Below are 26,929 nucleotides of genomic sequence, written 5' to 3'. Positions count from 1 at the left end.
AATGAAAGAAAATATAAAGAAAGTATTGCTATTAGGTTCAGGTGCCCTGAAAATCGGTGAGGCTGGTGAATTTGACTATTCCGGTTCACAGGCACTTAAAGCCTTGAAAGAAGAGGGGATTGAAACCATTCTTATCAATCCGAATATTGCTACGGTGCAGACTTCCGAAGGAGTGGCAGATCAAATTTACTTTCTTCCGGTGACTCCATACTTCGTAGAGAAAGTGATCCAGAAAGAAAAACCGGAAGGTATTATGCTGGCGTTCGGTGGTCAGACGGCTCTGAACTGTGGAGTAGCATTGTATAAAGAAGGTATTCTTGAAAAATATAATGTAAAAGTGCTGGGTACTCCGGTACAGGCCATTATGGATACCGAGGACCGTGAACTTTTTGTTCAGAAATTGAATGAGATCAATGTAAAAACCATCAAGAGTGAAGCCGTAGAAAATGCGGAAGATGCACGTCGCGCAGCAAAAGAACTGGGCTATCCGGTGATTGTTCGTGCTGCTTATGCGTTAGGAGGCTTGGGGTCCGGTTTCTGTGATAATGAACAACAGCTGGATGTGCTGGTAGAAAAAGCATTCTCTTTCTCCCCACAGGTATTGGTGGAGAAATCACTACGCGGCTGGAAAGAAGTGGAATATGAAGTGGTACGTGACCGCTTCGATAACTGTATCACCGTTTGTAATATGGAAAACTTCGATCCGCTGGGTATTCATACCGGTGAGTCTATCGTTATTGCTCCTTCACAGACGCTTACCAATAAAGAGTATCATAAACTTCGGGAATTGGCAATACGTATCATCCGCCATATCGGTATCGTGGGTGAATGTAACGTACAATATGCCTTCGATCCCGAATCCGAAGATTACCGGGTGATCGAAGTAAATGCCCGCCTTTCCCGTTCGTCGGCTTTAGCATCTAAGGCAACCGGTTATCCGCTGGCTTTCGTTGCTGCCAAATTGGGATTGGGTTATGGACTCTTCGACCTAAAGAACTCTGTAACCAAGACTACTTCCGCTTTCTTCGAACCGGCATTGGATTATGTCGTATGTAAGATTCCTCGTTGGGATTTAGGTAAATTCCACGGTGTAGATAAAGAGTTGGGCTCTTCTATGAAATCTGTGGGTGAAGTGATGGCTATCGGACGCACTTTTGAAGAAGCTATCCAGAAAGGTCTTCGTATGATCGGACAGGGAATGCATGGTTTTGTGGAGAACAAAGAATTGGTTATTTCCGACATTGATAAAGCCTTGCGCGAACCGACCGATAAACGTATTTTCGTGATTTCGAAAGCGTTTCGCGCTGGCTACACCATCGATCAGGTGCACGAATTGACTAAGATTGATAAATGGTTCTTGCAGAAGTTAATGAATATTATGAAGACTTCCGAAGAACTGCATAGTTGGGGAAACAATCACAAACAGATTGTCGATCTGCCGAACGAATTGCTTCGTAAAGCTAAGGTTCAAGGTTTCTCCGATTTCCAGATTGCCCGTGCCATCGGTTACGAAGGGGATATGGAAGATGGGATTCTTTATATCCGCAAACACCGTAAAGAGGCAGGCATTCTTCCGGTAGTGAAACAGATTGATACACTGGCAGCCGAATACCCGGCACAAACCAATTATCTGTATCTTACTTATAGCGGTGTAGCAAATGATGTGCATTATCTGGGCGACCATAAATCTATTGTCGTATTAGGTTCCGGTGCTTATCGTATCGGTTCTTCCGTAGAATTCGACTGGTGTGGCGTACAGGCTTTGAATACCATTCGCAAAGAGGGATGGCGCAGTGTCATGATTAACTATAATCCTGAAACCGTATCTACGGATTACGATATGTGCGACCGTTTGTACTTTGATGAATTGACTTTTGAACGTGTGATGGATATTCTGGAACTGGAGAATCCGCATGGGGTAATTGTATCTACCGGCGGTCAGATTCCAAATAACCTTGCTTTGCGTCTGGATGCACAGAAGATCAATATTCTAGGTACGAGTGCGAAGAGTATTGATAATGCCGAAGATCGTGAGAAATTCTCTGCCATGCTTGACCGTATCGGTGTGGATCAGCCCCGTTGGCGTGAATTAACTTCTATGGATGACATTCAGGAGTTCGTTGAAGAGGTAGGTTTCCCTGTACTTGTTCGTCCGTCTTATGTGCTTTCGGGAGCTGCGATGAATGTTTGTTCCAACCAGGAAGAATTGGAACGTTTCTTGAAACTGGCAGCTAATGTATCGAAGAAACATCCGGTGGTAGTAAGCCAGTTTATCGAACACGCCAAGGAAGTGGAAATGGATGCGGTGGCGCAGAATGGAGAAATTGTAGCATACGCTATAAGTGAGCATATCGAATTTGCGGGAGTACATTCCGGCGATGCAACAATCCAGTTCCCGCCGCAAAAGCTGTATGTAGAAACTGTTCGCCGTATTAAGCGTATCAGCCGTGAGATTGCTAAGGCTTTGAATATCTCCGGTCCGTTTAATATTCAGTATCTGGCGAAAGACAACGATATCAAGGTGATTGAATGTAATCTGCGTGCCAGTCGTTCTTTCCCGTTTGTCAGCAAAGTGTTGAAGATCAACTTTATCGAGCTGGCAACGAAAGTGATGCTCGGTCTGCCTGTGGAGAAACCGGAAAAAAATCTCTTCGAACTGGATTATGTGGGAATCAAGGCTTCCCAATTCTCTTTCAACCGCTTGCAGAAGGCTGATCCGGTGTTGGGAGTAGATATGGCTTCTACCGGTGAAGTGGGTTGTATCGGAATGGATACTTCCTGTGCCGTACTCAAAGCGATGCTTTCCGTGGGCTATCGTATTCCGAAGAAGAATATCCTGCTGTCTACGGGAACAATGAAACAGAAAGCCGATATGATGGATGCGGCCCGTATGTTGGTGAATAAGGGATACAAACTCTTTGCAACGGGTGGTACACACAAAACGCTTGCAGAGAATGGAATTGAAAGTACTCATGTCTATTGGCCGAGTGAGGAGGGACATCCGCAAGCATTGGAGATGCTTCATCGCAAGGAGATCGACATGGTAGTCAATATCCCGAAGAATCTGACAGCCGGAGAATTAAGTAATGGGTATAAAATCCGTCGTGCTGCCATTGACTTGAATATACCGTTGATTACGAATGCCCGTCTGGCTAGTGCATTTATCAATGCCTTCTGTACGATGAGTGTGGATGATATAGCCATCAAGAGCTGGGCAGAGTATAAATAAGCAGAATGTCATCTTTTTGAAAAGAGGCTGACATCACATTGAAATGAAAATGGTAAGGCCGTTCCTGTTATTCGGGAGCGGCCTTTGTTGTTGTAGGACTGTAACCGAACTTGTCGGAGCTGATATGGTGAAAGGGATTGATGGTATCTCTTATTTGCCTTTGTTGACAGGAAACGGTGAAGTATCTCGTAGCCATGAATATATATACTATGAGTTTTATGAACAGGGAGGAAAGCAGTCGATTCTGAAAGATGGGTGGAAACTGGTTCGATTAAATATGTCGAAATCGGAAAAGTTGAAAGAAGAGTTATATTATCTTCCGGATGACATAGGGGAGCAACATGATTTATTGAAAGAGAATCCTCAAAAAGTGGAAGAATTGCGAATATTAGCAATGAAGGCACGAACCGAAAGCCTGCATTTCAGTTGGAAACCGGAGAAGTAATGTGAATCAGAAAAGCAGAGGAAGGCAGACAAAAGTGGAAGAGGGGGCTGCCAGGATGCTAGATTCTACCGAATTATGACAAAAGTGTTCTGTTTTTCTTGTAGATTTCGACATTTTGAAGTACCTTGCACACCTATTTCAAAGAATATTTTTTTAACAGGAGAATAACAGGTATGGATAATCATGTTGTAATAATGGCTGGTGGCATAGGGAGCCGCTTTTGGCCGATGAGCACTCCGGAATGTCCTAAACAATTTATTGATGTAATGGGATGTGGCCGGTCGCTGATTCAGTTGACGGCAGACCGTTTCGACGGTGTTTGCCCTAGGGAAAATATGTGGGTCGTAACTTCTGAAAAATACATTGATATTGTTCGGGAGCAGTTGCCGGAAATTCCGGAAAGTAATATTTTGGCGGAGCCTTGTGCGCGCAATACTGCGCCCTGCATTGCTTTTGCTTGCTGGAAGATCAAGAAAAAACATCCGAATGCTAACATTGTAGTAACTCCTTCGGATGCATTAGTCATTGATACGGGAGAATTCCGTAGAGTGATGGAGAAAGCCCTTCGTTTCACAGATGATGGCAGCGCCATTGTAACGATAGGTATCCGGCCAACTCGTCCGGAAACCGGATACGGATATATTGCTGCTGCCGATCAGCTCCAGACAGATAAAGAAATTTACACCGTAGATGCATTTAAGGAAAAACCGGATAAAGAGACTGCCGAAAAGTATCTGGCAGAAGGCAATTTCTTCTGGAATGCGGGAATCTTTGTATGGAATGTGCGTACTATTACTTCCGTGATGCGTGTATATGCTCCGGGCATCGCACAAATTTTCGATCGCATTTTCCCCGATTTCTATACAGAGAAAGAAAATGAAACAATCAAGAAGTTATTCCCTACTTGCGAAAGCATTTCTATCGACTATGCAGTGATGGAGAAAGCACAGGAGATTTATGTACTTCCCGCTTCTTTTGGCTGGTCAGATCTGGGTACATGGGGAGCACTTCGCGGTTTGCTTCCACAGGATAAGTCTGGAAATGCAACCGTAGGAACCGATATCCGTTTGTACGAAAGCAAAAATTGTATTGTGCATGCCAGCGAAGAAAAACGAGTAGTCATTCAAGGCTTGGATGGATATATCATTGCAGAGAAAGATAACACATTATTGATCTGCAAATTGGAAGAAGAGCAAAGAATTAAGGAATTCTCGAAATAAATTTTATTTCGAGAATTGATATTCATGTGGTGTCATTCCTGTCATTCGCTTAAAGAACTTCGAGAAAAAAGAAGGATTAGGGAAGTTCAACTCATCAGAAATTTGATAAACAAGCAGATTGCTATGTTTTAGCAATACTTTAGCTTCTAATATAATGGACTGGTTTATCCAGTCCATTACTGTTTGTTGACTGGTTTGGCGGATGATAGTATTAAGATAACGAGGAGTGAGACATAGCTTATCCGCATAAAAACTAACATTACGTTCTCTCTTACTATAAGCATTGACTAAAGAAATGAAACGCTGGAAAATCTCTTCCTGATGTGTCTGACAACTCTGTTCTTTTTGATTGTTGTTTTTGACAAGATACTCTATATTGCACAAAAGACTGATTAGTAGATATTGAATAGCTTCCCGTCGGAACGTTGGTTCTTGTAATATATTCCATATTAAAGCAAAGTAGCTCTTAAACAAGCCGTATTCATGTGAGGTCAGAGATAATATGAGGTTTTTCTGTAACTGTGAAAGATGAGTGAAGAAATTGTCTTTTCCGGCTATAGAAAGAAATTCTGCGTCCATGCCTACCATCTGCATATCAAAATCCGGAGAGACTTCTATAATCTGAAGAATGGAATTCGGAACAATTAATAGTAGCTTGTCCGGCTGAAAAGTTTCTTCTATCAGGTTGATTAATACGCGTGCATATCCCTGTTTGATAACTGCGATACGTCCCTCTTTGATACGATAAGGTTGATCTATTGTGATAAGATTGGATTCTATTTTGGCGAAGCTGTTTACGAATCCGAAATGCGGAGATATGAAACGAAATTCGTTAAATCGGACGATATCCGGATTTTCTAAGATTTCGAGACCTATATTTAATGGTATTTTCTTTTCCATCTTTATCTGTTTTTTCCGCCAAAGATAATAAAAATCAGCAAATAGCCTTTTATTCTTTCTCTTTATCGAACTATTGGAACATTTTTACTAACTATCGGAATGTGAACGTATCTTTGAAACCTCTATCTTTGTCTTTTGAAGAAATTAAAGAAATGATGTGTATGAAAAGAATGGTTTTCAGTTTCTCCTTTTTATTGTTTGTATCGGGAATAAATGCGCAGATAACGTTGGAAGAATGTCAACGGAAGACGCAGGAAAATTATCCGTTGGTACATCAGTATGGCTTGGTGGAGAAAACAAAGGAATATAATCTTGAGAATGCGGCAAAAGGATATTTGCCACAGTTTGCCCTTTCGGCTAAAGCTTCTTATCAGAGTGAGGTAACGGAAATTCCGGTGAAGCTTCCCGGAGTGGATTTGAAAGGAGTGCCGAAAGATCAGTATCAGGTGATGTTGGAGTTACAACAGAAAATCTGGGATGGTGGAGGAATCCGGATGCAGAAGAAACAAACGACTGCGGAAGCGGAGATAGAGAAAGAAAAACTGAATGTGGATATGTATGCGCTAAATAGTCGTGTAAATGACCTTTATTTTGGGATTCTTTTGTTGGACGAGCAACTGAAACAGAATGCATTGTTGCAAGATGAACTGGAGAGAAATTATCGCCAGATTACTGCTTACGTAGAAAATGGCATTGCCAATCAGGCCGATTTGGATGCTGTGAAAGTGGAGCAGTTGAACACAAAGCAGAAAAGAGTTGAACTGGTTTCATCGCGTATGGCGTATTTGAAGATGCTTTCACTTTTGGTAGGAGAGAAATTGTCGCAGGAAACGGTTTTGGAGAAACCTGTTCCTCAAGATGACATTTCGGCTGTCGGTGAGATTCGTCGTCCGGAATTATCTTTGTTCAATGCGCAAGGAGTAGGATTGCAAGTACAGGAGAAAGCTTTGAATGTGCGTCATCTTCCACAGTTCGGATTATTCGTGCAGGGAGCTTATGGAAACCCCGGATTGAATATGCTGAAAAATGAATTTTCTCCCTACTATATTGCGGGTGTTCGCCTTTCATGGAATTTTGGTAGTTTGTATACCTTGAAGAATGACCGGAAGGTAATTGAAAATAAACGCCGGCAATTGGATAATAACCGGGATGTGTTTCTGTTTAATACAAGATTGGAGATGACACAACAAGATCAGGCCATCCAATCATTGGAAAAGCAAATGCAGGATGATGATGAGATTATCCGTTTGCGTACCAATATTCGCAAATCGGCAGAGGCCAAAGTGGCGAATGGAACATTGACGGTGACCGAGATGCTTCGGGAATTGACCAATGAGAGTTTGGCACGTCAGTCGAAAGCGCTGCATGAAATTCAACGGTTAATGGGAATTTATCAATTGAAATATACTACGAATGATTAATATAACTTCTTTAGATATGGAACGAATGACAAAGATAGGAATGGTTGGAGTGGCATTGATAATGTTGGCTGCTTGTGGTAAGGGAATACCCAGCTATGATGCAACCGGCACGTTTGAAGCCACAGAAGTGATAGTCTCTGCCGAAGCTGCCGGAAAGTTGTTGCGACTGGAGGTAGAAGAGGGGACAAGACTGAAAGCAGGTGAGGAGATTGGACTGGTGGATACGGTGCAATTGTATTTGAAGAAATTACAACTGGAGGCCAGTATGAAATCTGTGGAAAGCCAACGTCCGGATCTTGCTAAACAGATAGCTGCTACCAAACAGCAAATAGCAACAGCTGAACGTGAAAAGAAACGCGTGGAAAACCTGCTTGCTGCTGGAGCGGCGAATCAGAAACAGTTGGACGACTGGGATGCACAAGTCAAATTGCTTGAAAGGCAGCTTGTCGCACAGGAATCATCATTGCAGAATAGTACAAATAGCCTGATAGAACAAGGAAATTCGGTTGCCATACAGGTTGCACAGATGGAGGATCAGTTAGCTAAATGTCATGTCCAGTCGCCTATCGAAGGTACAGTATTGGCAAAATATGCAGAAGCCGGTGAATTGGCGGCGATAGGTAAACCGCTGTTTAAAGTGGCTGAAGTGGATCGCATGTATTTGAGGGCTTACATCACCTCCGAACAGTTGTCGCAAGTGAAACTGGGAGATGAGGTAACTGTGTATGCTGATTATGGAAACTCGGAGCAGAAAGCTTATCCGGGGGTAGTGACATGGATTTCCGACCGTTCGGAGTTCACTCCCAAAACGATTTTGACGAAAAACGAACGTGCTAATTTGGTATATGCAGTGAAAATTGCCGTGAAGAATGACGGAGCATTGAAGATTGGTATGTACGGAGGAGTGACATTGAAAAATTAAAAATTGAAGATTAAAAATTAAACGCAAGGGAATGGCAAAGGGAGAACCCATAGTGGTTGTGAAAGAAGTCGGCAAGAACTATGGAACAGTGGAGGCGCTGAAAGACGTTTCTTTCGTTGTGGAACGAGGAGAAATCTTTGGTCTGATAGGGCCTGATGGTGCCGGTAAGAGTTCCTTATTCCGTATTCTGACTACTTTGTTGCTGGCGGATAAAGGAACGGCCATGGTTGCCGGGCTGGATGTGGTAACGGATTATAAACAGATTCGTACGAAAGTGGGATATATGCCCGGTCGTTTTTCACTTTACCAGGATCTTTCGGTAGAAGAGAATCTGGAGTTTTTTGCTACCGTGTTCCATACGACAGTTCAGGAGAATTATGATTTAATTAAAGATATCTACCAACAGATAGAACCGTTCAGGAAAAGAAGGGCAGGGGCTTTGTCAGGTGGTATGAAGCAGAAACTGGCATTGAGCTGCGCTTTGATTCATAAACCGGATATTTTATTTCTGGATGAACCCACTACCGGAGTAGACCCCGTGTCGCGTAAGGAATTCTGGCAAATGCTCCGAAACTTACGGGAACAGGGTATTACCATTGTTGTTTCTACTCCCATCATGGATGAGGCCCGGCAATGTGACCGGATTGCTTTCATCAATCATGGACAGATTCATGGCATTGATACCCCGGAACGTATTCTTCATCAATTTGCGTCTATTCTTTGCCCTCCTTCTTTGGAGCGGGAGGAAGTGAAGCATGAAGTAGCTCCGGTCATTGAAGTGGAACAGTTGACAAAGTGTTTTGGAGATTTTACTGCAGTAGATCATATCTCCTTTCAGGTGAACCGAGGCGAGATATTTGGCTTTCTGGGTGCTAATGGAGCAGGAAAGACGACAGCTATGCGTATGCTTTGCGGATTAAGTAAACCGACATCAGGCATCGGAAAGGTGGCAGGATATGATATTTACCGGGAGGCCGAACAAGTTAAGAAACATATCGGATATATGAGCCAAAAGTTTTCGCTATATGAAGACCTGAAAGTGTGGGAGAATATCCGTCTGTTTGCCGGAATTTATGGCATGAAGGAACAAGACATAGAACGGAAGACGGAAGAATTGTTGGATCGTTTGGAGCTTACTGCCGAACGGGATACTCTGGTGAAGAGCCTTCCGGTGGGATGGAAACAGAAATTGGCTTTTTCAGTATCAATATTCCATGAACCGAGAATCGTTTTTCTGGATGAGCCGACCGGTGGAGTAGATCCTGCTACGAGAAGACAGTTCTGGGAATTGATCTATCAGGCAGCCGATCAGGGTGTTACCGTGTTTGTCACTACCCATTATATGGATGAAGCAGAATATTGCAACCGGATATCTATCATGGTGGACGGTCAGATAAAAGCACTTGATACACCTGCCCGTCTGAAACAACAATTCAGTGCGGAAACGATGGATGACGTTTTTCAGAAATTAGCCCGCGGTGCGGTGCGCAAAGCAGATTGATTATGAGACAGTTTATAGCTTTTATAAAGAAAGAGTTTTATCATATTTTCCGTGACCGGCGAACCATGCTGATTTTGTTGGGGATGCCTGTCGTGCAAATTATTCTATTCGGTTTTGCTATCAGCACGGAAGTGAAGAATGTTCGGTTGGCGGTGCTCGATCCTTCTAATGATGTGGTAACGCGAAAAATAATTGATCGTTTGGATGCCAGTGAGTATTTCACCGTTACTGCACGTTTTCATTCGCCCCAGGAAATGGAAGCTGCTTTCCTAAAGAATGAAGTTGATATGGCGATTGTCTTTAGCGAACGGTTTGCGGATGATCTCTATACGGGTGATGCTCGTGTACAGCTGATAGTAGATGCAACAGATCCCAATATGTCGACTTCGCAAGTTAATTATGCGACAGGAATCGTTTCTATGGTAGGCCAGGAGATGATTCCCCCGAATATGTCGGCTGCCCGCCTGACTCCTGATATCAAATTGCTCTACAACCCGCAGATGAAGAGTGCTTATAACTTTGTTCCGGGAGTGATGGGCTTGATCCTGATGCTGATTTGCGCCATGATGACCTCGATTTCCATTGTTCGTGAGAAAGAAACAGGCACGATGGAAGTATTATTGGTTTCACCTGTGAAGCCGCTATTTATTATTTTGGCAAAGGCTGTACCTTATTTTGTGCTGTCGTTCGTCAATCTGATAACGATCCTTTTGCTTTCGGTCTTTGTGTTGGATGTTCCGGTGGTAGGAAGTTTGTTCTGGTTAATCACGGTATCTTTGCTGTTTATCTTCGTATCATTGGCATTGGGCTTATTGATTTCATCAGTCACACGTACACAGGTTGCGGCCATGCTGGTTTCCGGATTGATGCTGATGATGCCCACAATGCTTTTATCGGGCATGATTTTCCCTATAGAGAGTATGCCGGTGATACTTCAATGGATCTCGGATATACTTCCGGCACGTTGGTATATACAGGCTGTGCGTAAACTGATGATTGAAGGAGTACCAGTTGCATTGGTGTATAAAGAGATTGGTATCTTGTTATTGATGGCGACGGTACTTATTACGATCAGTATCAAGAAATTTAAGTATAGATTGGAATAATATGTCGATATGCCAATTGGCTGTATGAATACTATACAGTGTGCTAATGGGCAGATTGATAAATGGAAGAATTATTTATGATAAAGTTCCTGATAGAAAAAGAGTTTAAACAATTGCTTCGCAATTCGTTTCTTCCGAAATTGATTCTTGTATTTCCATGCATGATTATGCTGTTGATGCCTTGGGCGGTAAACCTGGAAATCAAGAATATACAGCTGAATATTGTGGATAATGACCATTCGGCTATTTCACAACGTTTAGTCAATAAGATTGCCGCCTCTACCTATTTCCGTCTGGTGGAAGTGCCGGCTTCGTATGAAGAAGGCCTACGGAATATTGAAATTGGAACGGCGGATATTGTGATGGAAATTCCGCGGCATCTGGAACGGGATTGGATGAATGGAGAAGATACCCACATACTAATAGCAGCCAATGCTGTGAATGGGACAAAAGGAGGGCTGGGGAGTTCTTATCTATCTTCTATTATTAATGATTATGCAGCCGAGCTGCGTTCGGAATATCCTGCAACTGCTACAGTCTCCGGTGCTTTCCCTTCGATAGGTATTGATACACAGGGGTTGTTTAATCCGAATCTGAACTATAAACTCTATATGATTCCGGCATTGATGGTCATGTTATTAACTTTGATTTGTGGTTTCTTGCCTGCATTGAATATAGTTAGCGAGAAGGAAGTAGGAACGATTGAGCAAATCAATGTGACGCCGGTTCCGAAGTTTATCTTTATTTTGGCAAAGCTCTTGCCTTACTGGTTGATTGGTTTTGTGGTGCTGACTGTATGTTTCATATTAGCTTGGTTAATTTATGGCATAGTGCCGGTCGGTCATTTTCTATTGATTTACTTTTTCGCAGTTCTTTTCGTTCTGGTAATGTCCGGTTTCGGACTTGTTATTTCCAACTACTCGGCAACGATGCAACAGTCTATGTTTGTTATGTGGTTCTGTTTGTTGGTTGTAATTTTGATGAGTGGTTTGTTTACTCCCATTAGCAGTATGCCGGAATGGGCTCAACTAATTACCAGGCTCAATCCTTTGAGGTATTTTATGGAAGTGATGCGAATGGTGTATTTAAAGGGGAGTGGTTTCTTTGATTTACTGCCACAGTTTGGAGTATTGTTGTTTTTTGCAGTAGTGTTTAATAGTTGGGCAGTGATTAGTTATCGGAAGAATAACTAAGGATAATAATATAAAAACAGCTCGTTTCCTTTTCAGGGAAAGAGCTGTTTGATTACTTCTTATCACCGTTTCCGGTGAACAGCAAGTGGTTACCGTATTACTTTATTTCGATTTGCCGATTGGGCTTCTTCACTTCTTCTTCAGAGAGTTTCGGAAGTTCGATGTTTAAAACACCATGTTCTACGGATGCAGCAATTTTTTCTTTGTCCACATTGTCCGGTAGAATCATTGTTTGCTGGAACTTAGAGTATGAGAATTCGCGACGCAGATAGCGACCGTCTTTCTTTTCCTCCTTGTTTTCAGTCTTCTTCTCCATGCTGATAACGAGGTTGTTGTCTTCATCAATGCGAACATTGAAATCATCCTTCGTCATACCAGGAGCAGCCAATTCCACTTTGTACTCTTTTTCTGTTTCCAAAACATTAATTGCAGGTGCAGTAGCATTTGCTTTTACCATCCAATCGTTATCAAAGAAATCATTAAAGATACTTGGTAACCAACTTTGAGTTCTTCTAACAGGCATCATAATTTTAGTCTCCTATCTTTAAGTTAAACATTCAATTAATAAATTTAGAACTTCGGCATTTTCACTTCCGATGGTATCGGTTATCCCGCCTTCCATCGTCCGCTCTCGAACCGTTGTTCGCTTCTATAAATGCAAACCTTATGCCAAGAGATTTTAGAGACTAAAATTGTCTATTTGTCATTTTTATAATGTCATTTTTGCAATATAAATGACAAAATGTATCCTGTTTTTATTTATTTTATATAAGATAGATATTAATTTGATAACCTGTTTACTTCTTCTCGATCAGTTTGAACCTTATTCTTAGTGTTTGCCTTTCTTCGTCATAATCATAACTAATGATTTTGAAGGTACCCACTTCAGAAGTATGGGATACATGCAATCCGATGCAGGCGCAGGCATCATAATTTCCAATGCGGACAATGCGAAGAGTTTCGCTTGCATCGGCAGGTAGCTTACTTAAATCTACAATATCTTTGGCCTGTTCATGAGTCATAAACTCAACAGTCACAGGTAGGTTCTGACTGATTACCTCGTTCACTCTATCTTCAATAGACTGGATTTGTTCCGCTGTCGGACATGACGAAAGTATATAGTCACATTTGCTTTTTTTTCTTTCGATGTGGGCATTGCGAGAACGTGGGCAGCCAAAGGTTTTCACCATGGTTGCATTGAGTAAATGCTCTGCTGTATGCATAGGAGGGTATTCCTGCTTGTTGTGATCGTTGAGTTGAATTTGTTGTTCCATAAATTATTTCAATAACTTTTTATTTTTAATATCTTCTAATATGTTCATTTGTTGAATTGCTATTTGATTTAATTTGATGAGTCTATCCTTTTGTGCCAAACCTTCGTTTATGAAAACTGCATTTTAGTTTTCCATATTTGATAAGCAGATAAGTTCGTTGATTGAGGCATAATCGCGGATATTTCCTTTTAAATCAGGGTGTGTATCCCGCCATTCTAAGGCTGTCATTCCAAACATGGCTACATTAAGGACATCAGCTTCGCTGGCATAAATCATAGATGTTTGCTGTGAAGTGATTTCTTGAGGGATAAGATGTTGTTTGATTGCATCAGTATGAATATGGTAATTAATTTTAGATAATTCTCGCTTTGCCGACCAACCAAGTTGAGCTTGCTCTTGCTCTTTGAGACGTTGGAATTCTTTTACTATGTATAATTCAAATTCAACGGAAATCCAACTTGCAAATTTGAATGCAATGTCTTTGTGAGCAAAAGTGCCCCCATATCGTCCTGATTTGGATATAATTCCAATAGCACAGGTGGTTTCTATCCATTTTTGAGGGGAAAGAGTAAACGCATTTAGTCCTGCTTCTTTTTTAAACCCCTCGAATTCGAGGGGTTTAAAATGGGGGTTGTACAATATCTCCCATAATCCTAAATATTCAATGGTCATTCTATTACGTAGCCAGTTGGCAATAACAGCATTGGCATCTGTCGTCTTGTATTTAGCTATGTCGGTTAAGGAAATGTAATCTGTATCGTTGATTTTTAGGATAGTAACATCTGTTTTCTGAACTGTAATCTTTGCCATATTCTGATTTTTCAGTAAAGGTAGAGCTATATTTGGGAATAAAGAAACGTATATCACTTTTTATTCAGAATATGTTAAACTCACTTCCATGCATCGGAGGTATCTCGCTTATTCAATTATTATTTTCTCTCCCAAGAAATGAGGTTGTTTATCTATACCTAAATCTATAAACATTTTGACTCTTGCAAGTAATTCCCGGATGTTAGTTTTCAGTCCGGCATAAGCATTTACATTTGGGGCGTTGTACCCGATGGCGTCTATTCCATTTTTCTCTGCAAGATAGATCGCTCGTTCGTTATGGAAACGTTGGGAGATGATGGTCAGACGATTTTGTCCAAACACTTCTTTGGCACGTACAACAGAGTCGAGAGTCCGGAATCCGGCATAATCTAAATAAATGGATTTTTCAGGAATACCTTTTTGCATGAGTGCTTTCTTCATTTCTTCCGGTTCATTGTAATCCTCTTTACGGTTATCGCCGCTGATGAGGATATATTTAATTTTTCCGGCTTTATATAACTCCACTGTTGCAAGAATCCGATAATCGAAGTATAAATTGTTATTTCCACTTTTCAACTTGGGAGAAGTTCCGAGAAGTAATCCTACATTGTTGGAAGGGATGGTATTTACTTCCGTATATAGTTTGGAGACTGTGTGTTTCTTGATCGTCCTGTTACATACAACTATGCTGATTACACACAGGATAGCAATTATTAGAGTGGTATAAAGCAGTTTGCGTTTCATGTTTCGGATAATAATTGTGACTTCACAAAAATACCATTCTTTTTTAGGAAATCAAGCATATAGACATAAAAAAAGGAGCAACGCCTTGCTCCAACCTTTGTTAACCTTAAATCTAATACTATGAAAAACACAGTGCAAAGATACGGACTGTTATGGAATTAGCAAATAATCCAAGAAAAAACGCATGTTATATAACATAGATTAAGAAAAAACACCTTCGCCTTAACGGTTATTCGATGTTTTGGGCGATAGACAAATGTGGATGCTTCCATTCTTCTTTCTTCATCAACTTTTTTAATTTATGCGAATCAACAGTTGAATTAGAGTAAAACTGCACAGATTTGAACCGATAAGAACTATAACTCTCTGCCACATTTTTGCCTTTTATTTAAGTATTATACGGGGAAAAACAAAAATGTGGCAGAGCTTATAATCAATGACTTGTCTCTAAAAACATGCATAAATAAGAGAAGTTTACAGAAAATGTATATAGAGTTTTTGCTTTTCGGGAAAGAAAAACTGCATTTTCTTTTCAATCATTTGAAATTCACTACTTTGAATATCCTTTTCAGCCTTTTCGGCACGTTTCAGCTTCGGTGTATCCGTTTCTTTGTTGCCGGTAAAGGTATTCCAAAGCGAGTTGTTTTATAAGGTATACTCATTACAGTCTCTTTTAGATGATTGATGTTTGTTTGCAGTTGAGTAACTGCTAGAATAGACAAGTGCAACTTTATTATTACATAAGTGTAGTTGGCTGGTTGTCCAACTACAACAGGTTAGCTCATGCGGATGAATCAGCTAAAGGATAAGGGAGAATTAGTAATAGATGCAGTAGAACAGATTACATCTTCTGCATAAATAATCGTGTTAGTGCAAACAGTATAGAAAATGTGTGGTCGCATTTCATGAGAATAATATTGGGGATATAATATAGCTCAACTGTTTCCAGAGACTGTTCCACTATGCGTTCGGCAAAAAGACGTCTTTTTATCCCCAGAATAGAGGCTCTAAACCCATGCGGCAGAGCCTCCGTTTGCTACATTCAGAGGCTTCGTTTCAGGCAAATGAAGCCTCTAATTTTTGCTTCCCCAAAGAAAGGTTATTAATACTATTTAGAGCCGCAACCGCCATTCGCACAATTTGTCGAGAAAATAGGTACGGCTCTCGCCCTTGCGGTGTTTGATGTCGGTATAAGCGTCGTAAAGACTTCGCGCATCGAGACGAATATTGAATGCGTTTTTGCACACAAAGCGCTCTTATACAGGTAAATAATAATATCTTATTGGATAGCTTTGTCTTTTATGATCGTCAAAGCCTTCAATGCGGCAGGAAAGCCGATGTAAGGCATACACTGAATAACGGCTGCCGTAATTTTTTCCGGGCTGTTACCAGCCTTCAAATTAGCGAGCAGATGAGAATGGAGCTGCGGTTCTGCTCCGATAACAGTCAGCACGCAATAGGTCAACAGTTCGCGGGTCGGTGTGTCGAGACCGCTGCGAGTCTGGAAGTCGCCGAAATGTACCTCCGTAAGAAAACGTGCGACTTTTTCACCCATACCTTTCGGTACATCTTTCAATGCCTCTTTCGTCCGGTCGCCATAAAGCGAGTATTGGATTTCACGTCCTTTCTCGTAACGGTTTTCTTCGGTTACGGTAGCTTGTGATTCCAATGGCACTTTGATGCCCCGTTCCTTAAAAGCCTCGTTCACGGCTCCCAACGCATTCAGCACTTTCGGGAATCCGATAATCGGAGAACACTGGTAAATCGCTTCGCGCAATTCAATCGGCGTTACACCGACATTGAGTGCCGCCCCTGCATGGCCCTTCAGTTGGGGCAACTGCTGCATGGTGGCAAGACACACGCAGGTAATCATTTCACGGGTTTTGATATCCAGATCTCCCGTGCGGAACACTTCGCCGAAAATATATTTCTGGAGTATGTCCATGATTTCCGGGTCGGTTCCTTCTCCATTGAGGGCTTCGCCGCCAAACAAGGCGGTATAATTCTTTTTGCATAGTTCTATTCTATCCATATCATCCATTTTTTCGGTTGTTTGGGCTTTTGCCGAGAACGAAACGACGATCAGCAATAAGCCGAGAAATACTTTCTTCATTGTTTTCAAATATTATTTGTTGAATAAATTACGGGCATTTTCCGAGAAGAACTGTTCCGAATAGGGCGATAGTTCCTTGTCCGCAGTAAATTGTTCATGCATTCGTTGCAGGTTTCCAAGTAATACACCGTCCGGCATATAAGGATAATCCGAGCCGTAGAGAATATGCTCCGGTGTAGTGATTGTCAGCATCATTTTCACGATTTCGGGACTTGCTCCTCCGGCAAGGTCATAGTGCAGACGGGATAGATTGCTGTCCCAGTCAATCGAACCCATAAATCCCTTTGCCTGCATAGCCGGATGGATAGCCTTCATGCGGGGGATAGCCATCGGCAAAAACGATCCGCAATGAGGAACAATCATCTTGATGTTCGGATAGCGCACCAATACATTGCGGGAAATCATATTGACAACGGCACGGGTCGTTTCAGCCGGATATTCATAGACTGCAAGCGGGGCGGTGGCTATAATGCCGTCATTGACCGGCGTGGGCTTGTGCGGGTGAATGATTACGACAACATTCCTGCGGTTCAAGACCTCCATCAACGGGTCGAGCGCTTCATCCCCGATATATTGCCCCCGGCTGTTCGAGGCCAGCTTGATGCCATCTGCCCCAAGTGTATCGAGTGCATAAATCGCCTCTTCGATAGCCGCGTCCACATCGGGCAATGGCAATGCCGCGCAAAATTTGAATTTCCCCGGATAGGTTTCTTTCAGTCGGGCACAATATTCATTGTACTCCCGAATAATCCGTCGGCTCTCCTGCGTATCTCCGAACCACGGTTGCGGAGCGGGCATCGTCAAGACGGAATATTCGATTCCCGCTTTGCGCATGAAAGCGATATGCGATTCCACATCCCACGCAGGAAGCGGAAAGGTCTCTTCCATTGTGGCATCGTGTTTTTCCAACACTGCCATATAGCCGGGCAATATGTTATGGCAATGCACATCGATACTCTGTTGTGCCCCAGCCTGACCCATAAAGAGTATGGACATGGCGATATACAGAATAAATCCCTTTCCCATCCCCGTTACTTTTCGTCGTTTATATTTGCGAGCCACTCTGCATGTGTCGCTGCTGCCAGTTCCCCGGCAGCCTTTCTCGTCGTACCGCTACAAGAGAAATAGGCGACCAAAATTTTTCGACTATCCATATCCTTTTTCATGTGAGCGTGTCAAATCATCGGCATTTCCCACGAGCCTCTCGTATCGACACCGGTATTTTCGGCTGCATTTTCCAAACTTTGTATTTCGTCGGCAGTCAAGGAAACTTTTGTCGCTTGCAAGGCATCCTGCACTTGCGAGGGTTTCGTTACACCGATAATCGGTGTCGTGTCTTTCGCTATCGCCCATGCCAGAGCGACTTGTGCCGGCGTGATACCGTACTTATCGCCGACAGTACGCATCACGGCAACGAGTTTCTCGATTTGCGGCAACAACGGATTGTAGGTTTCTCCACGCTGGCTATCGGCGGGCAGCGGGTGCGTGGTATCGTATTTCCCGCTCAACGCTCCTTGCTCCAACACCATGTAGGCCCAGAAGTCTATATTGTGTTCTTTGCAATAGTCCAGAATACCAGCCTTTTCCGACGAGCGGTAGAGCAGGCTGTAATGGTTCTGCACGGCAGAGATATGCACCCCTTCTTTCGAGAGAATTTCCTCTGCTCGCTTGATTTGCACGAGGTTATGATTGGAGACACCAATCCGTTTTACCTTGCCGCTTTTTACCAACGGGATAAGATAAGGCGTCCATTTCTCCACGTCAGCCGGGTTGTGTATCCAATAGATGTCGATGTAATCGGTGGCGAAGCGTCCGAGGCTTCCTGCCAGCATATCGGCTACTGGATTTTCCGAATCGTCCGCGATCTGCGGTGTGAACTTGGTCGAGATAAGTACATCCTCCCGCTTGCAGTTCCTCGTAAATGTCGAAAGCAGTGTTTCCGAAGCTCCCATGCCGTACACCACGGCGGAATCCCATAAATTAAGCCCGTTTGCCATCGCCTCGTCGAATACGGGTTTCAGTTCTTCCACTCCGAGATTGTTCCCGAATACTTGGTCGCCTCCTGCGAATCCTGCGCCCCACGCCCATGTTCCTAATGCTATTGACGGTTGATTTTTCATTTTATATTTCTCCTTTGATTTTAATTGTTATTTTGGTTGATTTAACGTATGAAGTTTGTCATCGTATGCTGCTCGTGGGCAGGAAACTCGATTCCATGTTCACGACCCAGCGCGATACATTTCAGCAGCCATGCCATGTTCCGCGCAAGGGTGCGCATGGTTTGCAGCCCCTCCGTATCCCGGTGAATCTCCTCCGGTGTATTCCCGTGTACTACATTCCAATGCTGCGACGGTACGATGGGCATATTGCAGTCCGTCATGTATTTGTTCATCTGGTCGAGTGCCGCGGTCGCACCGCTGCGGCGACAGGTAGCTATCGCTGCGGCAGGTTTGCCGGCAAAGTGGTCGCCGTTGAACTCGTTGATGAAAAAGGCCCGATCCAGAAACGAAGTCATCGCACCGCTCGCCGCCGCATAATGGACGGGAGTACCGAACACGAACCCGTCATAGTCGTCTATCATTTTCACGAACTCATTGACCTTGTCATTTCGGAAACAACTCCGTTTTCCCACACACGCCCCGCATCCGATACATCCGGCTACGGGCTGGTTGCCGACCCAGAATGGGGTGGAATCTATGCCTTCACTCTTCAGCGTATCAGCAATTTCCGATAAGGCGGTAGATACACACCCGTCCTTGTGCGGGCTGCCGTTTACCAATAATACTTTAAGCGTATCCATCACTCCTCCCTGCTATTTGTTTCTGTCAGGCAAAAGAACACCTCCGACGCCTACATTCTCCGGTTCGTTCTCTTTGATGAATACAAAGATGGCCTGCTGGGGCAGTCCGGTAATACGGGAAGTCGATTCCGTAACTTCTTTCACTAATTGAGCTTTCTTTTTCTTGCTCATTTTTACCAATTCCATTGTTATCGACGGCATGATTTTTCTGATTTTATTTGTTCGACTTAATTTTTACTTGTCTGTAATCGTTACTTGTTTAACTTGTTCCTCACGGTATTTCTTACCGGGCAGGGTACATTTACCAATCATTTCGCCTGTTTTCAGGTAAGAATAGGTAGGCATCTCGAAGAGAACGGGTTTCAGTTTGTTGTAGTCCACCTTATTGTTCTCGTTGAGCATGGCCTCCTCCACATACGTGTTGGAGATTTTGCAAATGAAGTTGTCGAACGTCTCCGTTTCGTAATTGTCCACGACTTTGCACTCCATTGCCAGCGGACTGTCCTCAATCACGGGAGCACCCGCCTCGCCGGAATGCCACGCGAAAACCTGCGATTTATCGACCTTTGCTCCGCTTGTGATTCCTACATAATCCGCACGAGGGAGCAAAGCCTCGTCCACGACATTCACCGAAAGACGTCCGGTCGTTTTCACTCCTTGATTGGTATGATGCGCCTTGTGCAAACTTACCATGATGCGGTCATGACCGATAATTCCGACATGGCCGGCCAGCAGCCATGCGGGTTTATTTTCTATCATCGTCCCCACAACGACTGCCGGTGTGGGATAAAGGGCCAATACCGACCCGACATTCTTTTTCATATTTCTGTTTTTGAATACATTGCAAAGATACCGCACGTTTTGGAGAATGGCTGTATATATATTACGGATATTTGTAACCGTATTCCGGTTTTCACATCGGAAGGTGTCGTAGATTCATACGGAATCCTTATTTTTGCACAAAACAAAATGATAATTGCTATGGAAGAAGTAATAAAGGTCGATACTATCGATCAATATAATAAGTTATTCGGGTTGGAGACCTTGCACCCTTTGGTTGCCGTTGTCGATTTATCGAAAGCTCCGGTATGGCCGGAACATTTCCGGTTCAATTATGGTGTTTATTGTATTTATCTGAAAGATGCAAAGTGCGGGACGATTCGTTATGGACGCCAGACTTACGACTATCAGGAGGGAAGTGTTATCGCTTTTGCTCCCGGACAAATAGCCAATGTCGATATGGAACGGGGTATGAAACCTTCGGGATTGGGATTGCTTTTTCATCCCGATCTGATTAGGGGAACGGTTTTAGGACGCGACATCAAACAATATTCGTTTTTTTCCTACGACTCGAACGAAGCACTCCATCTTTCCGAGCGGGAACGCACTATTTTCACGGACTGCCTCGATAAAATTGGTCTTGAGTTGGAACACTCCATCGACAAGCACTCCAAACGTTTGATTGCAACCAATATTGAATTGCTGCTTGATTATTGTATGCGATTCTATGACCGGCAGTTCGAGACCCGTTCAACGGTAAACCACGATATACTGGTACGGTTTGAGCGTCTGATGGACGAATATTTCAAAGATGAACGCTTGCGGCAAAACGGATTGCCGTCAGTCAAATATTTTGCGGACAAGGTTTGTCTGTCGCCCAATTATTTCGGGGATTTGGTAAAAAAAGAATCAGGTAAGACAGCGCAGGAGTATATTCAGGATAAAATCATAGATGTCGCCAAAGAGCAGATCTTAGGAACAAACAAAACGATCAGCGAAATTGCGTTCAACATAGGATTTCAATACTCCCAGCACTTCAATCGCGTATTCAAGCGGAGCGTGGGATACACCCCGGCAGAATATCGAAAGATGCAGGCATAATCATGGGAATGACTTTGGATATGGTTAGTATGGAAACGATTGATTTATTCATTAGTCATTTATTATTTCCAATAATGATTTTCTCTCCCAAGAAATGAGGTTGCTACTTCCGTATATAGTTATTCGGTATTTTGAATACCTATGTATAGAATTTTTTTATCTTTGCACGAAATATAATATTACTAATACTTAATAAACATGGATAAAAGAAGATGGGGCCAATGGATATTATTGGCTGTTGTTTGCTTGAGTTTCTCGATAGGAGAAAGCTATGCACAGAAAAATGATTTTGCTAATCTACGTCGTTATTCAAAAGAAAATGCTGCACTTCCACAAGCGACAAAGAAAGACAAACGGGTTATTTTTATGGGAAATTCCATTACGGAAGGATGGGTAAGGACTCATCCGGATTTTTTCAAATCAAATGGTTACATTGGCCGTGGAATCAGTGGGCAGACTTCCTATCAATTCTTGTTACGTTTTCGGGAAGATGTGATTAATCTTTCTCCTGCTTTAGTGGTGATTAATGCCGGAACAAATGATGTCGCTGAAAATACACAAGCTTATAATGAAGATTATACATTCGGAAACATCGTTTCTATGGCGGAACTGGCAAAAGCAAATAAAATAAAAGTAATTTTGACTTCCGTGTTGCCTGCTGCTGCATTTAAGTGGAGAATGGAAATAAAAGATGTTCCGCAGAAAATTAAATCTTTAAATGACCGGATAGAGGCTTATGCAAAAGCAAATAAAATTCCGTTTGTCAATTATTACAAGGCAATGGTGGTTGACGAAAACCAGGCCTTGAATCCTCAATATACTAAAGATGGAGTTCATCCGACGAGCGAGGGATATGATATTATGGAACCGTTGATTAAAAATGCCATAGAGAAGGCTCTTTGATTTATCATCGCTTGAAGTAGGAATAATCCAACTATAAGAAATGGGAGGATTGCATGAATAGATTCAGTCGTAATGAACGATCAGTCTATATCTGCAATCCTCCTTAATTTATGCTTTAGAGAGTGGTACATTATGTCTTTTCAATTTTATATTTTTCATTGAAGGTGACGTATAGACATAAAAAAAGGAGCAACGCCTTGCTCCAACCTTTGTTAACCTTAAATCTAATACTATGAAAAACACAGTGCAAAGATACGGGATTCCGGTAACTTTGCAAATTATCAGCCCTTAATTGGTGTTTTTATAACACTAATTAATAGACCAAATACGAAGTTACAGGTTTGTTAAGAGTTTCAACCCTTAGCAATCAGGCTGTAATAGGTGAACAATGGGGAAATTTTATCCCCATTTCTCTTTCATCAAGTCCTCCAGTTTCAATAATTCGTCACGATATTGTGCGGCTTCGATAAATTCGAGTTTCTTGGCTACTTCCTGCATCAGTTTGTGGGTACGCTCGATACTCTTTTCCATTTGCGCTTTACTCATATACTGCACTATCGGATCTGCTGCGATATTCGGAGTAGAAGGTTCTACATAAGCATGTCTTTCTTTCAACAGTTCATCGGCTTCTTTTGCATTGCCGAATACAGACAAGTTTCTGGCCTTTTTAATCTGTTGCGGGGTAATTCCGTTTGCCTCATTATATGCCAACTGTTTTTCGCGACGACGGTTCGTTTCATCAATCGTCAGTTTCATACTATCCGTCATCTTATCAGCATACATGATTACCTTACCGTTCACATTACGCGCGGCACGTCCCGCAGTTTGTGTCAACGAACGGTGGGAGCGGAGGAACCCTTCTTTGTCTGCATCGAGAATAGCGACGAGAGACACTTCCGGAAGGTCGAGACCCTCACGAAGCAGGTTCACCCCGATAAGTACGTCATAAACTCCTTGCCGGAGATCATCCATAATCTTCACACGTTCCAGTGTGTCGACATCACTATGGATATAGGTACATCTCACATTATTATTAAGAAGATATTCTGCCAGTTCTTCTGCCATTCGTTTGGTTAGTGTAGTGACGAGTACGCGTTCTTCCTTTTCAATACGGAGCTGGATTTCTTCCATTAAATCGTCAATCTGATTGAGACTCGGACGCACTTCGATGATAGGATCAAGCAGACCGGTAGGACGAATCACCTGTTCCACGACGATTCCTTCCGACTGAATCAATTCATAATCCGCCGGTGTAGCACTGACGTAGATTACTTGTTTTGCCATCTCCTGAAACTCTTCAAATTTCAACGGGCGGTTGTCCATAGCGGCAGGCAATCGGAAACCATATTCCACAAGATTGATTTTTCGCGCACGGTCTCCTCCGTACATTGCACGGATTTGGGGTACGCTTACGTGGCTTTCGTCGATAACGATCAGGAAATCATCCGGAAAGAAATCGAGCAAACAATAGGGGCGGGTACCGGCAGCACGGCCGTCGAAATAACGGGAATAATTCTCAATTCCGGAACAATGTCCCAATTCCCGAATCATTTCCATATCGTAAGTTACTCGCTCATACAATCGTTTGGCCTCGTATTCCTTGCCGATAGATTCGAAGAAAGCTACTTGCTTGGTCAAATCATCCTCTATTTCATGAATAGCGCGGAGAGTAGCCTCTTTGGTAGTCATGAACAGGTTGGCCGGATAAATCTTATAGGCGTCAAATGGTGCGATAGTGACTCCTGTGATAGGGTCTACCTCTTCGATGCCGTCAATCTCATCCCCCCAGAAGGTGACGCGGAGCAGGTTGTCGGTATAAGCCAGATAAATATCCACCGTGTCGCCCTTGACCCGGAAATTGCCACGGTTCAAGTCGATATCATTGCGGACATACAAACTGTCTACCAAACGACGTAGAAACACATTGCGGTCCATCATCCGTCCCCGTTCTATTTCGATGACATTTTTGTAGAAGTCCGAAGGATTTCCCATACCGTAGATACAAGATACGGAAGAAACCACTACCACGTCTTTTCGCCCGGAGAGTAGGGCGGAAGTGGCAGAGAGCCGGAGCTTGTCGATTTCGTCATTGATGGCGAGATCCTTCTCTATATATGTATCACTGTTCGGCAGATAGGCTTCCGGCTGGTAATAGTCATAGTAAGAAACGTAATATTCTACCGCATTATTGGGGAAAAATCCTTTAAACTCACTGTAGAGCTGGGCAGCCAGTGTTTTGTTATGGCTCAAAATCAAGGTGGGTTTATTGATATTGGCGATCACATTGGCAATGGTAAATGTTTTTCCCGACCCGGTCACTCCCAATAAAGTCTGTGCGGGAACTCCCTGAAGTACCCCTTCAGTAAGTTGTGCTATAGCTTCCGGCTGATCTCCGGTAGGTTTATAAGCTGATGTTAGTTCATAATTCATAGTTAAATCCTAAAAAGTGGAGCAATATTCGGTAAAATAATCGAGATAACAAATCATTTTTCCAAATAAATCCTTTACTTTGCAACATATTAATATCAAAAAACAGATTCATACAACTAGTAATACCAGAAACACATGATTTGGAATGAGAGCATTGAGTGTATGGACCGCGAAAGTCTTCGCAAGATTCAAAGCATACGACTCAAGAAAATTGTAGATTACGTTTATCACAACACGCCTTTCTATCGAAAGAAGATGCAGGAAATGGGGATTACTCCCGATGACATCAATAGTATTGATGATATTGTAAAACTGCCGTTTACCACGAAACATGATTTAAGAGATAATTATCCGTTCGGACTTTGTGCCGTGCCGATGAGCCAAATTGTACGTATTCATGCTTCTTCCGGAACAACCGGAAAACCGACGGTTGTCGGATATACCCGTAAGGACTTGTCTACATGGGCGGAATGTATATCACGTGCTTTTACCGCTTATGGAGCGGGGCGTTCTGATGTTTTTCAGGTATCTTATGGATACGGACTGTTCACGGGCGGATTAGGAGCACATGCAGGAGCCGAAAATATCGGTGCTTCTGTTATTCCGATGTCCAGTGGTAACACGGAAAAGCAGATAACCTTGATGCATGATTTTGGATCGACAGTGCTTTGTTGTACTCCTTCCTATGCGCTTTATCTGGCAGATGCAATCAAAGATTCCGGTTTGCCACGTGAAGAATTCAAACTGAAAGTCGGTGCTTTCGGTGCAGAACCCTGGACGGAAAATATGCGTCATGAGATAGAAGAAAAGCTGGGAATCAAAGCATACGATATTTATGGATTGAGTGAGATTGCCGGACCGGGTGTCGGGTACGAGTGCGAATGTCAGCACGGGACTCACTTGAATGAAGACCATTACTTCCCGGAAATCATCGACCCGAATACATTGCAACCGGTGGAATCCGGTCAAACGGGCGAACTGGTATTTACTCATTTAACCAAAGAGGGTATGCCGTTGCTTCGTTACCGTACGCGTGATTTGACGGCCTTGCATCATGATAAATGTTCCTGTGGGCGTACATTGGTACGTATGGATCGTATTTTGGGACGTAGTGATGATATGTTGATTATCCGCGGTGTGAATGTATTCCCGACGCAGATTGAATCAGTCATTCTTGAAATGGAAGAGTTTGAACCGCATTATTTGTTGATAGTAGGTCGTGAAAACAATACCGATACAATGGAACTCCAGGTTGAAGTACGTCCGGAATTCTATTCGGATGAGATCAACAAAATGCTGGCTTTGAAGAAGAAACTGGGAGGACGTTTGCAAAGCGTACTCGGACTGGGAGTCAACGTGAAACTGGTAGAGCCTCGCAGCATTGAACGCAGCGTAGGTAAAGCGAAACGTGTAATTGATAACAGAAAAATGTAAATAAGTATTAGGTATTAAGTATTAAGTATTGACCATGCGGGTGATCTTGGAACTACGGTAATACTTGTTACCTAATACCTAATGCTTGTTACCTAATACTTAATACTTATTACTTAATACTTTAATAAATATGGTAGCAAAACAACTTTCTATTTTTTTGGAAAATAAGTCAGGCCGTTTGACGGAAGTGACTGAAGTGCTAGCGAAAGAAAATATCAATCTTTCTGCCTTGTGCATTGCCGAAAATGCTGATTTTGGTATTTTGCGTGGAATTGTATCCGATCCGGATAGAGCATACAAAGCTTTAAAAGATAATCATTTTGCAGTGAATGTGACTGATGTAGTAGGTATAAGCTGTCCAAATGTGCCGGGTGCTTTGGCAAAAGTGCTGGGATATTTATCAGAAGAGGGTGTATTTATTGAATATATGTATTCGTTTGCCAATAACCATATTGCAAATGTAGTGATTCGCCCCAGCAATCTGGATAAGTGTATCGAGGTATTGAAAGAAAAGAAAGTCGATTTACTGGCTGCAAGTGACTTGTATAAACTGTAAATATAACAGTGAGCAATAAATAATGAACGGTAAACAGTTGTGTTATC

Annotated in this window: 23 protein-coding genes and 2 pseudogenes; 12 read left to right on the top strand and 13 right to left on the bottom strand. The window is 42.7% G+C overall.

From position 1 onward, the window contains the following. Position 1 precedes the first annotated feature (1 nt). The 3 genes from carB (at position 2) to DXB58_RS10230 (ending at position 4,894) form a co-directional block, all read left to right on the top strand. Entirely contained in the window at positions 2 to 3,229 is a 3,228-nt protein-coding gene (carB, locus tag DXB58_RS10240; RefSeq protein ID WP_122136688.1) for a carbamoyl-phosphate synthase (glutamine-hydrolyzing) large subunit, read from the top strand. Between the two features lie 43 nt (positions 3,230 to 3,272). Next, positions 3,273 to 3,674: a hypothetical protein gene (locus DXB58_RS10235; protein ID WP_229128424.1), complete on the top strand. Its 402-nt coding sequence runs from the start codon at positions 3,273 to 3,275 to the stop codon at positions 3,672 to 3,674. A 173-nt stretch (positions 3,675 to 3,847) separates the two neighbouring features. Then, positions 3,848 to 4,894 (top strand): mannose-1-phosphate guanylyltransferase, encoded by a 1,047-nt coding sequence (locus DXB58_RS10230; protein ID WP_004325717.1) that lies wholly within the window; start codon positions 3,848 to 3,850, stop codon positions 4,892 to 4,894. Positions 4,895 to 4,897: 3 nt separating this feature from the next. Here DXB58_RS10230 and DXB58_RS10225 read toward each other — a convergent pair whose 3' ends face one another. After that, entirely contained in the window at positions 4,898 to 5,794 is an 897-nt protein-coding gene (locus DXB58_RS10225) for a helix-turn-helix domain-containing protein (protein ID WP_004325718.1), read from the bottom strand. Between the two features lie 161 nt (positions 5,795 to 5,955). Here DXB58_RS10225 and DXB58_RS10220 point away from each other — a divergent pair, with 161 nt between their 5' ends. From DXB58_RS10220 to DXB58_RS10200, 5 genes are all read left to right on the top strand, one after another. Further along, a complete protein-coding gene (locus DXB58_RS10220; RefSeq protein WP_004325719.1) occupies positions 5,956 to 7,215 on the top strand; it encodes a TolC family protein in 1,260 nt (419 codons plus the stop codon). A 16-nt stretch (positions 7,216 to 7,231) separates the two neighbouring features. After that, on the top strand, positions 7,232 to 8,137 hold the full coding sequence (locus DXB58_RS10215) for an HlyD family secretion protein (RefSeq protein ID WP_004303643.1): 906 nt from the start codon (positions 7,232 to 7,234) through the stop codon (positions 8,135 to 8,137). Between the two features lie 31 nt (positions 8,138 to 8,168). Beyond that, positions 8,169 to 9,638 (top strand): ATP-binding cassette domain-containing protein, encoded by a 1,470-nt coding sequence (locus DXB58_RS10210; protein ID WP_122136687.1) that lies wholly within the window; start codon positions 8,169 to 8,171, stop codon positions 9,636 to 9,638. Between the two features lie 2 nt (positions 9,639 to 9,640). Further along, a complete protein-coding gene (locus DXB58_RS10205) occupies positions 9,641 to 10,744 on the top strand; it encodes an ABC transporter permease (RefSeq protein WP_004300010.1) in 1,104 nt (367 codons plus the stop codon). 77 nt (positions 10,745 to 10,821) lie between these two features. Then, complete coding sequence (locus DXB58_RS10200; RefSeq protein WP_004303641.1) at positions 10,822 to 11,937, top strand: ABC transporter permease; 1,116 nt, start codon at positions 10,822 to 10,824, stop codon at positions 11,935 to 11,937. 97 nt (positions 11,938 to 12,034) lie between these two features. Here the strand turns inward: DXB58_RS10200 and DXB58_RS10195 are convergent, their stop codons facing one another. The 11 genes and pseudogenes from DXB58_RS10195 to DXB58_RS10145 all read right to left on the bottom strand — a co-directional run. After that, a complete protein-coding gene (locus DXB58_RS10195) occupies positions 12,035 to 12,463 on the bottom strand; it encodes an Hsp20/alpha crystallin family protein (protein ID WP_004300008.1) in 429 nt (142 codons plus the stop codon). Positions 12,464 to 12,734: 271 nt separating this feature from the next. Continuing rightward, the gene (locus DXB58_RS10190; RefSeq protein ID WP_122136686.1) at positions 12,735 to 13,211 is read right to left on the bottom strand and encodes a hypothetical protein; all 477 of its coding nucleotides are present in this window, start codon (positions 13,209 to 13,211) and stop codon (positions 12,735 to 12,737) included. A 3-nt stretch (positions 13,212 to 13,214) separates the two neighbouring features. Beyond that, positions 13,215 to 14,021: pseudogene (locus DXB58_RS10185) on the bottom strand (KilA-N domain-containing protein). Between the two features lie 108 nt (positions 14,022 to 14,129). Further along, positions 14,130 to 14,765, bottom strand: coding sequence for a vancomycin high temperature exclusion protein (locus tag DXB58_RS10180; RefSeq protein ID WP_004300005.1), 636 nt, complete (start codon positions 14,763 to 14,765; stop codon positions 14,130 to 14,132). A gap of 1,279 nt (positions 14,766 to 16,044) precedes the next feature. Further along, positions 16,045 to 16,878, bottom strand: coding sequence for a carboxymuconolactone decarboxylase family protein (locus DXB58_RS10175; RefSeq protein ID WP_122136685.1), 834 nt, complete (start codon positions 16,876 to 16,878; stop codon positions 16,045 to 16,047). 12 nt (positions 16,879 to 16,890) lie between these two features. Next, a complete protein-coding gene (locus DXB58_RS10170; RefSeq protein ID WP_122136684.1) occupies positions 16,891 to 17,904 on the bottom strand; it encodes an amidohydrolase family protein in 1,014 nt (337 codons plus the stop codon). 5 nt (positions 17,905 to 17,909) lie between these two features. Further along, the gene (locus tag DXB58_RS10165; RefSeq protein WP_122136683.1) at positions 17,910 to 18,032 is read right to left on the bottom strand and encodes a flavodoxin; all 123 of its coding nucleotides are present in this window, start codon (positions 18,030 to 18,032) and stop codon (positions 17,910 to 17,912) included. Positions 18,033 to 18,053: 21 nt separating this feature from the next. Next, entirely contained in the window at positions 18,054 to 18,998 is a 945-nt protein-coding gene (locus DXB58_RS10160; protein WP_122136682.1) for an aldo/keto reductase, read from the bottom strand. 41 nt (positions 18,999 to 19,039) lie between these two features. Then, positions 19,040 to 19,678 (bottom strand): flavodoxin family protein, encoded by a 639-nt coding sequence (locus tag DXB58_RS10155; protein ID WP_122136681.1) that lies wholly within the window; start codon positions 19,676 to 19,678, stop codon positions 19,040 to 19,042. 12 nt (positions 19,679 to 19,690) lie between these two features. Beyond that, positions 19,691 to 19,879: a 4-oxalocrotonate tautomerase DmpI gene (gene dmpI, locus DXB58_RS10150; protein ID WP_122136680.1), complete on the bottom strand. Its 189-nt coding sequence runs from the start codon at positions 19,877 to 19,879 to the stop codon at positions 19,691 to 19,693. An 81-nt stretch (positions 19,880 to 19,960) separates the two neighbouring features. Further along, positions 19,961 to 20,500 (bottom strand): annotated as a pseudogene (locus DXB58_RS10145) (flavin reductase family protein); the annotation flags it as partial. Between the two features lie 159 nt (positions 20,501 to 20,659). Here DXB58_RS10145 and DXB58_RS10140 point away from each other — a divergent pair. Beyond that, complete coding sequence (locus DXB58_RS10140; RefSeq protein ID WP_122136694.1) at positions 20,660 to 21,559, top strand: AraC family transcriptional regulator; 900 nt, start codon at positions 20,660 to 20,662, stop codon at positions 21,557 to 21,559. A gap of 198 nt (positions 21,560 to 21,757) precedes the next feature. Then, positions 21,758 to 22,462: an SGNH/GDSL hydrolase family protein gene (locus DXB58_RS10135; RefSeq protein WP_004309262.1), complete on the top strand. Its 705-nt coding sequence runs from the start codon at positions 21,758 to 21,760 to the stop codon at positions 22,460 to 22,462. 399 nt (positions 22,463 to 22,861) lie between these two features. On the opposite strand, the gene uvrB is transcribed toward DXB58_RS10135, so the two are convergent. Further along, positions 22,862 to 24,892, bottom strand: a complete 2,031-nt coding sequence (uvrB, locus tag DXB58_RS10130) for an excinuclease ABC subunit UvrB (protein ID WP_122136678.1) — start codon at positions 24,890 to 24,892, stop codon at positions 22,862 to 22,864. A gap of 135 nt (positions 24,893 to 25,027) precedes the next feature. On the opposite strand from uvrB, the gene DXB58_RS10125 reads away from it, so the two are divergent. Then, positions 25,028 to 26,326: a phenylacetate--CoA ligase family protein gene (locus DXB58_RS10125; protein WP_122136677.1), complete on the top strand. Its 1,299-nt coding sequence runs from the start codon at positions 25,028 to 25,030 to the stop codon at positions 26,324 to 26,326. 130 nt (positions 26,327 to 26,456) lie between these two features. Beyond that, positions 26,457 to 26,882 carry an amino acid-binding protein gene (locus tag DXB58_RS10120; RefSeq protein WP_032847305.1) on the top strand — a complete coding sequence of 142 codons (426 nt, stop codon included), beginning with the start codon at positions 26,457 to 26,459 and terminating at the stop codon, positions 26,880 to 26,882. The last annotated feature ends 47 nt before the right edge of the window (positions 26,883 to 26,929 follow it).

The sequence above is a fragment of the Bacteroides sp. OM05-10AA genome, from assembly GCF_003439055.1.
Taxonomy (GTDB): domain Bacteria; phylum Bacteroidota; class Bacteroidia; order Bacteroidales; family Bacteroidaceae; genus Bacteroides; species Bacteroides intestinigallinarum.
Note: the sequence above shows the minus strand (reverse complement) of the source record. Positions and strands in the feature narration are given on the sequence as shown.

Coding starts and splice junctions, on each gene's coding strand:
- DXB58_RS10135 (WP_004309262.1), top strand. CDS start 21,758: ATGGATAAAAGAAGATGGGGCCAATGGATATTATTGGCTGTTGTTTGC.
- dmpI (WP_122136680.1), bottom strand. CDS start 19,879: ATGCCGTCGATAACAATGGAATTGGTAAAAATGAGCAAGAAAAAGAAA.
- DXB58_RS10140 (WP_122136694.1), top strand. CDS start 20,660: ATGGAAGAAGTAATAAAGGTCGATACTATCGATCAATATAATAAGTTA.
- DXB58_RS10125 (WP_122136677.1), top strand. CDS start 25,028: ATGATTTGGAATGAGAGCATTGAGTGTATGGACCGCGAAAGTCTTCGC.
- DXB58_RS10200 (WP_004303641.1), top strand. CDS start 10,822: ATGATAAAGTTCCTGATAGAAAAAGAGTTTAAACAATTGCTTCGCAAT.
- uvrB (WP_122136678.1), bottom strand. CDS start 24,892: ATGAATTATGAACTAACATCAGCTTATAAACCTACCGGAGATCAGCCG.
- DXB58_RS10225 (WP_004325718.1), bottom strand. CDS start 5,794: ATGGAAAAGAAAATACCATTAAATATAGGTCTCGAAATCTTAGAAAAT.
- DXB58_RS10205 (WP_004300010.1), top strand. CDS start 9,641: ATGAGACAGTTTATAGCTTTTATAAAGAAAGAGTTTTATCATATTTTC.
- DXB58_RS10230 (WP_004325717.1), top strand. CDS start 3,848: ATGGATAATCATGTTGTAATAATGGCTGGTGGCATAGGGAGCCGCTTT.
- DXB58_RS10165 (WP_122136683.1), bottom strand. CDS start 18,032: ATGGATAGTCGAAAAATTTTGGTCGCCTATTTCTCTTGTAGCGGTACG.
- DXB58_RS10175 (WP_122136685.1), bottom strand. CDS start 16,878: ATGAAGAAAGTATTTCTCGGCTTATTGCTGATCGTCGTTTCGTTCTCG.
- carB (WP_122136688.1), top strand. CDS start 2: ATGAAAGAAAATATAAAGAAAGTATTGCTATTAGGTTCAGGTGCCCTG.
- DXB58_RS10160 (WP_122136682.1), bottom strand. CDS start 18,998: ATGAAAAATCAACCGTCAATAGCATTAGGAACATGGGCGTGGGGCGCA.
- DXB58_RS10215 (WP_004303643.1), top strand. CDS start 7,232: ATGGAACGAATGACAAAGATAGGAATGGTTGGAGTGGCATTGATAATG.
- DXB58_RS10120 (WP_032847305.1), top strand. CDS start 26,457: ATGGTAGCAAAACAACTTTCTATTTTTTTGGAAAATAAGTCAGGCCGT.
- DXB58_RS10190 (WP_122136686.1), bottom strand. CDS start 13,211: ATGGAACAACAAATTCAACTCAACGATCACAACAAGCAGGAATACCCT.
- DXB58_RS10170 (WP_122136684.1), bottom strand. CDS start 17,904: ATGGGAAAGGGATTTATTCTGTATATCGCCATGTCCATACTCTTTATG.
- DXB58_RS10210 (WP_122136687.1), top strand. CDS start 8,169: ATGGCAAAGGGAGAACCCATAGTGGTTGTGAAAGAAGTCGGCAAGAAC.
- DXB58_RS10235 (WP_229128424.1), top strand. CDS start 3,273: ATGAAAATGGTAAGGCCGTTCCTGTTATTCGGGAGCGGCCTTTGTTGT.
- DXB58_RS10180 (WP_004300005.1), bottom strand. CDS start 14,765: ATGAAACGCAAACTGCTTTATACCACTCTAATAATTGCTATCCTGTGT.
- DXB58_RS10220 (WP_004325719.1), top strand. CDS start 5,956: ATGAAAAGAATGGTTTTCAGTTTCTCCTTTTTATTGTTTGTATCGGGA.
- DXB58_RS10155 (WP_122136681.1), bottom strand. CDS start 19,678: ATGGATACGCTTAAAGTATTATTGGTAAACGGCAGCCCGCACAAGGAC.
- DXB58_RS10195 (WP_004300008.1), bottom strand. CDS start 12,463: ATGATGCCTGTTAGAAGAACTCAAAGTTGGTTACCAAGTATCTTTAAT.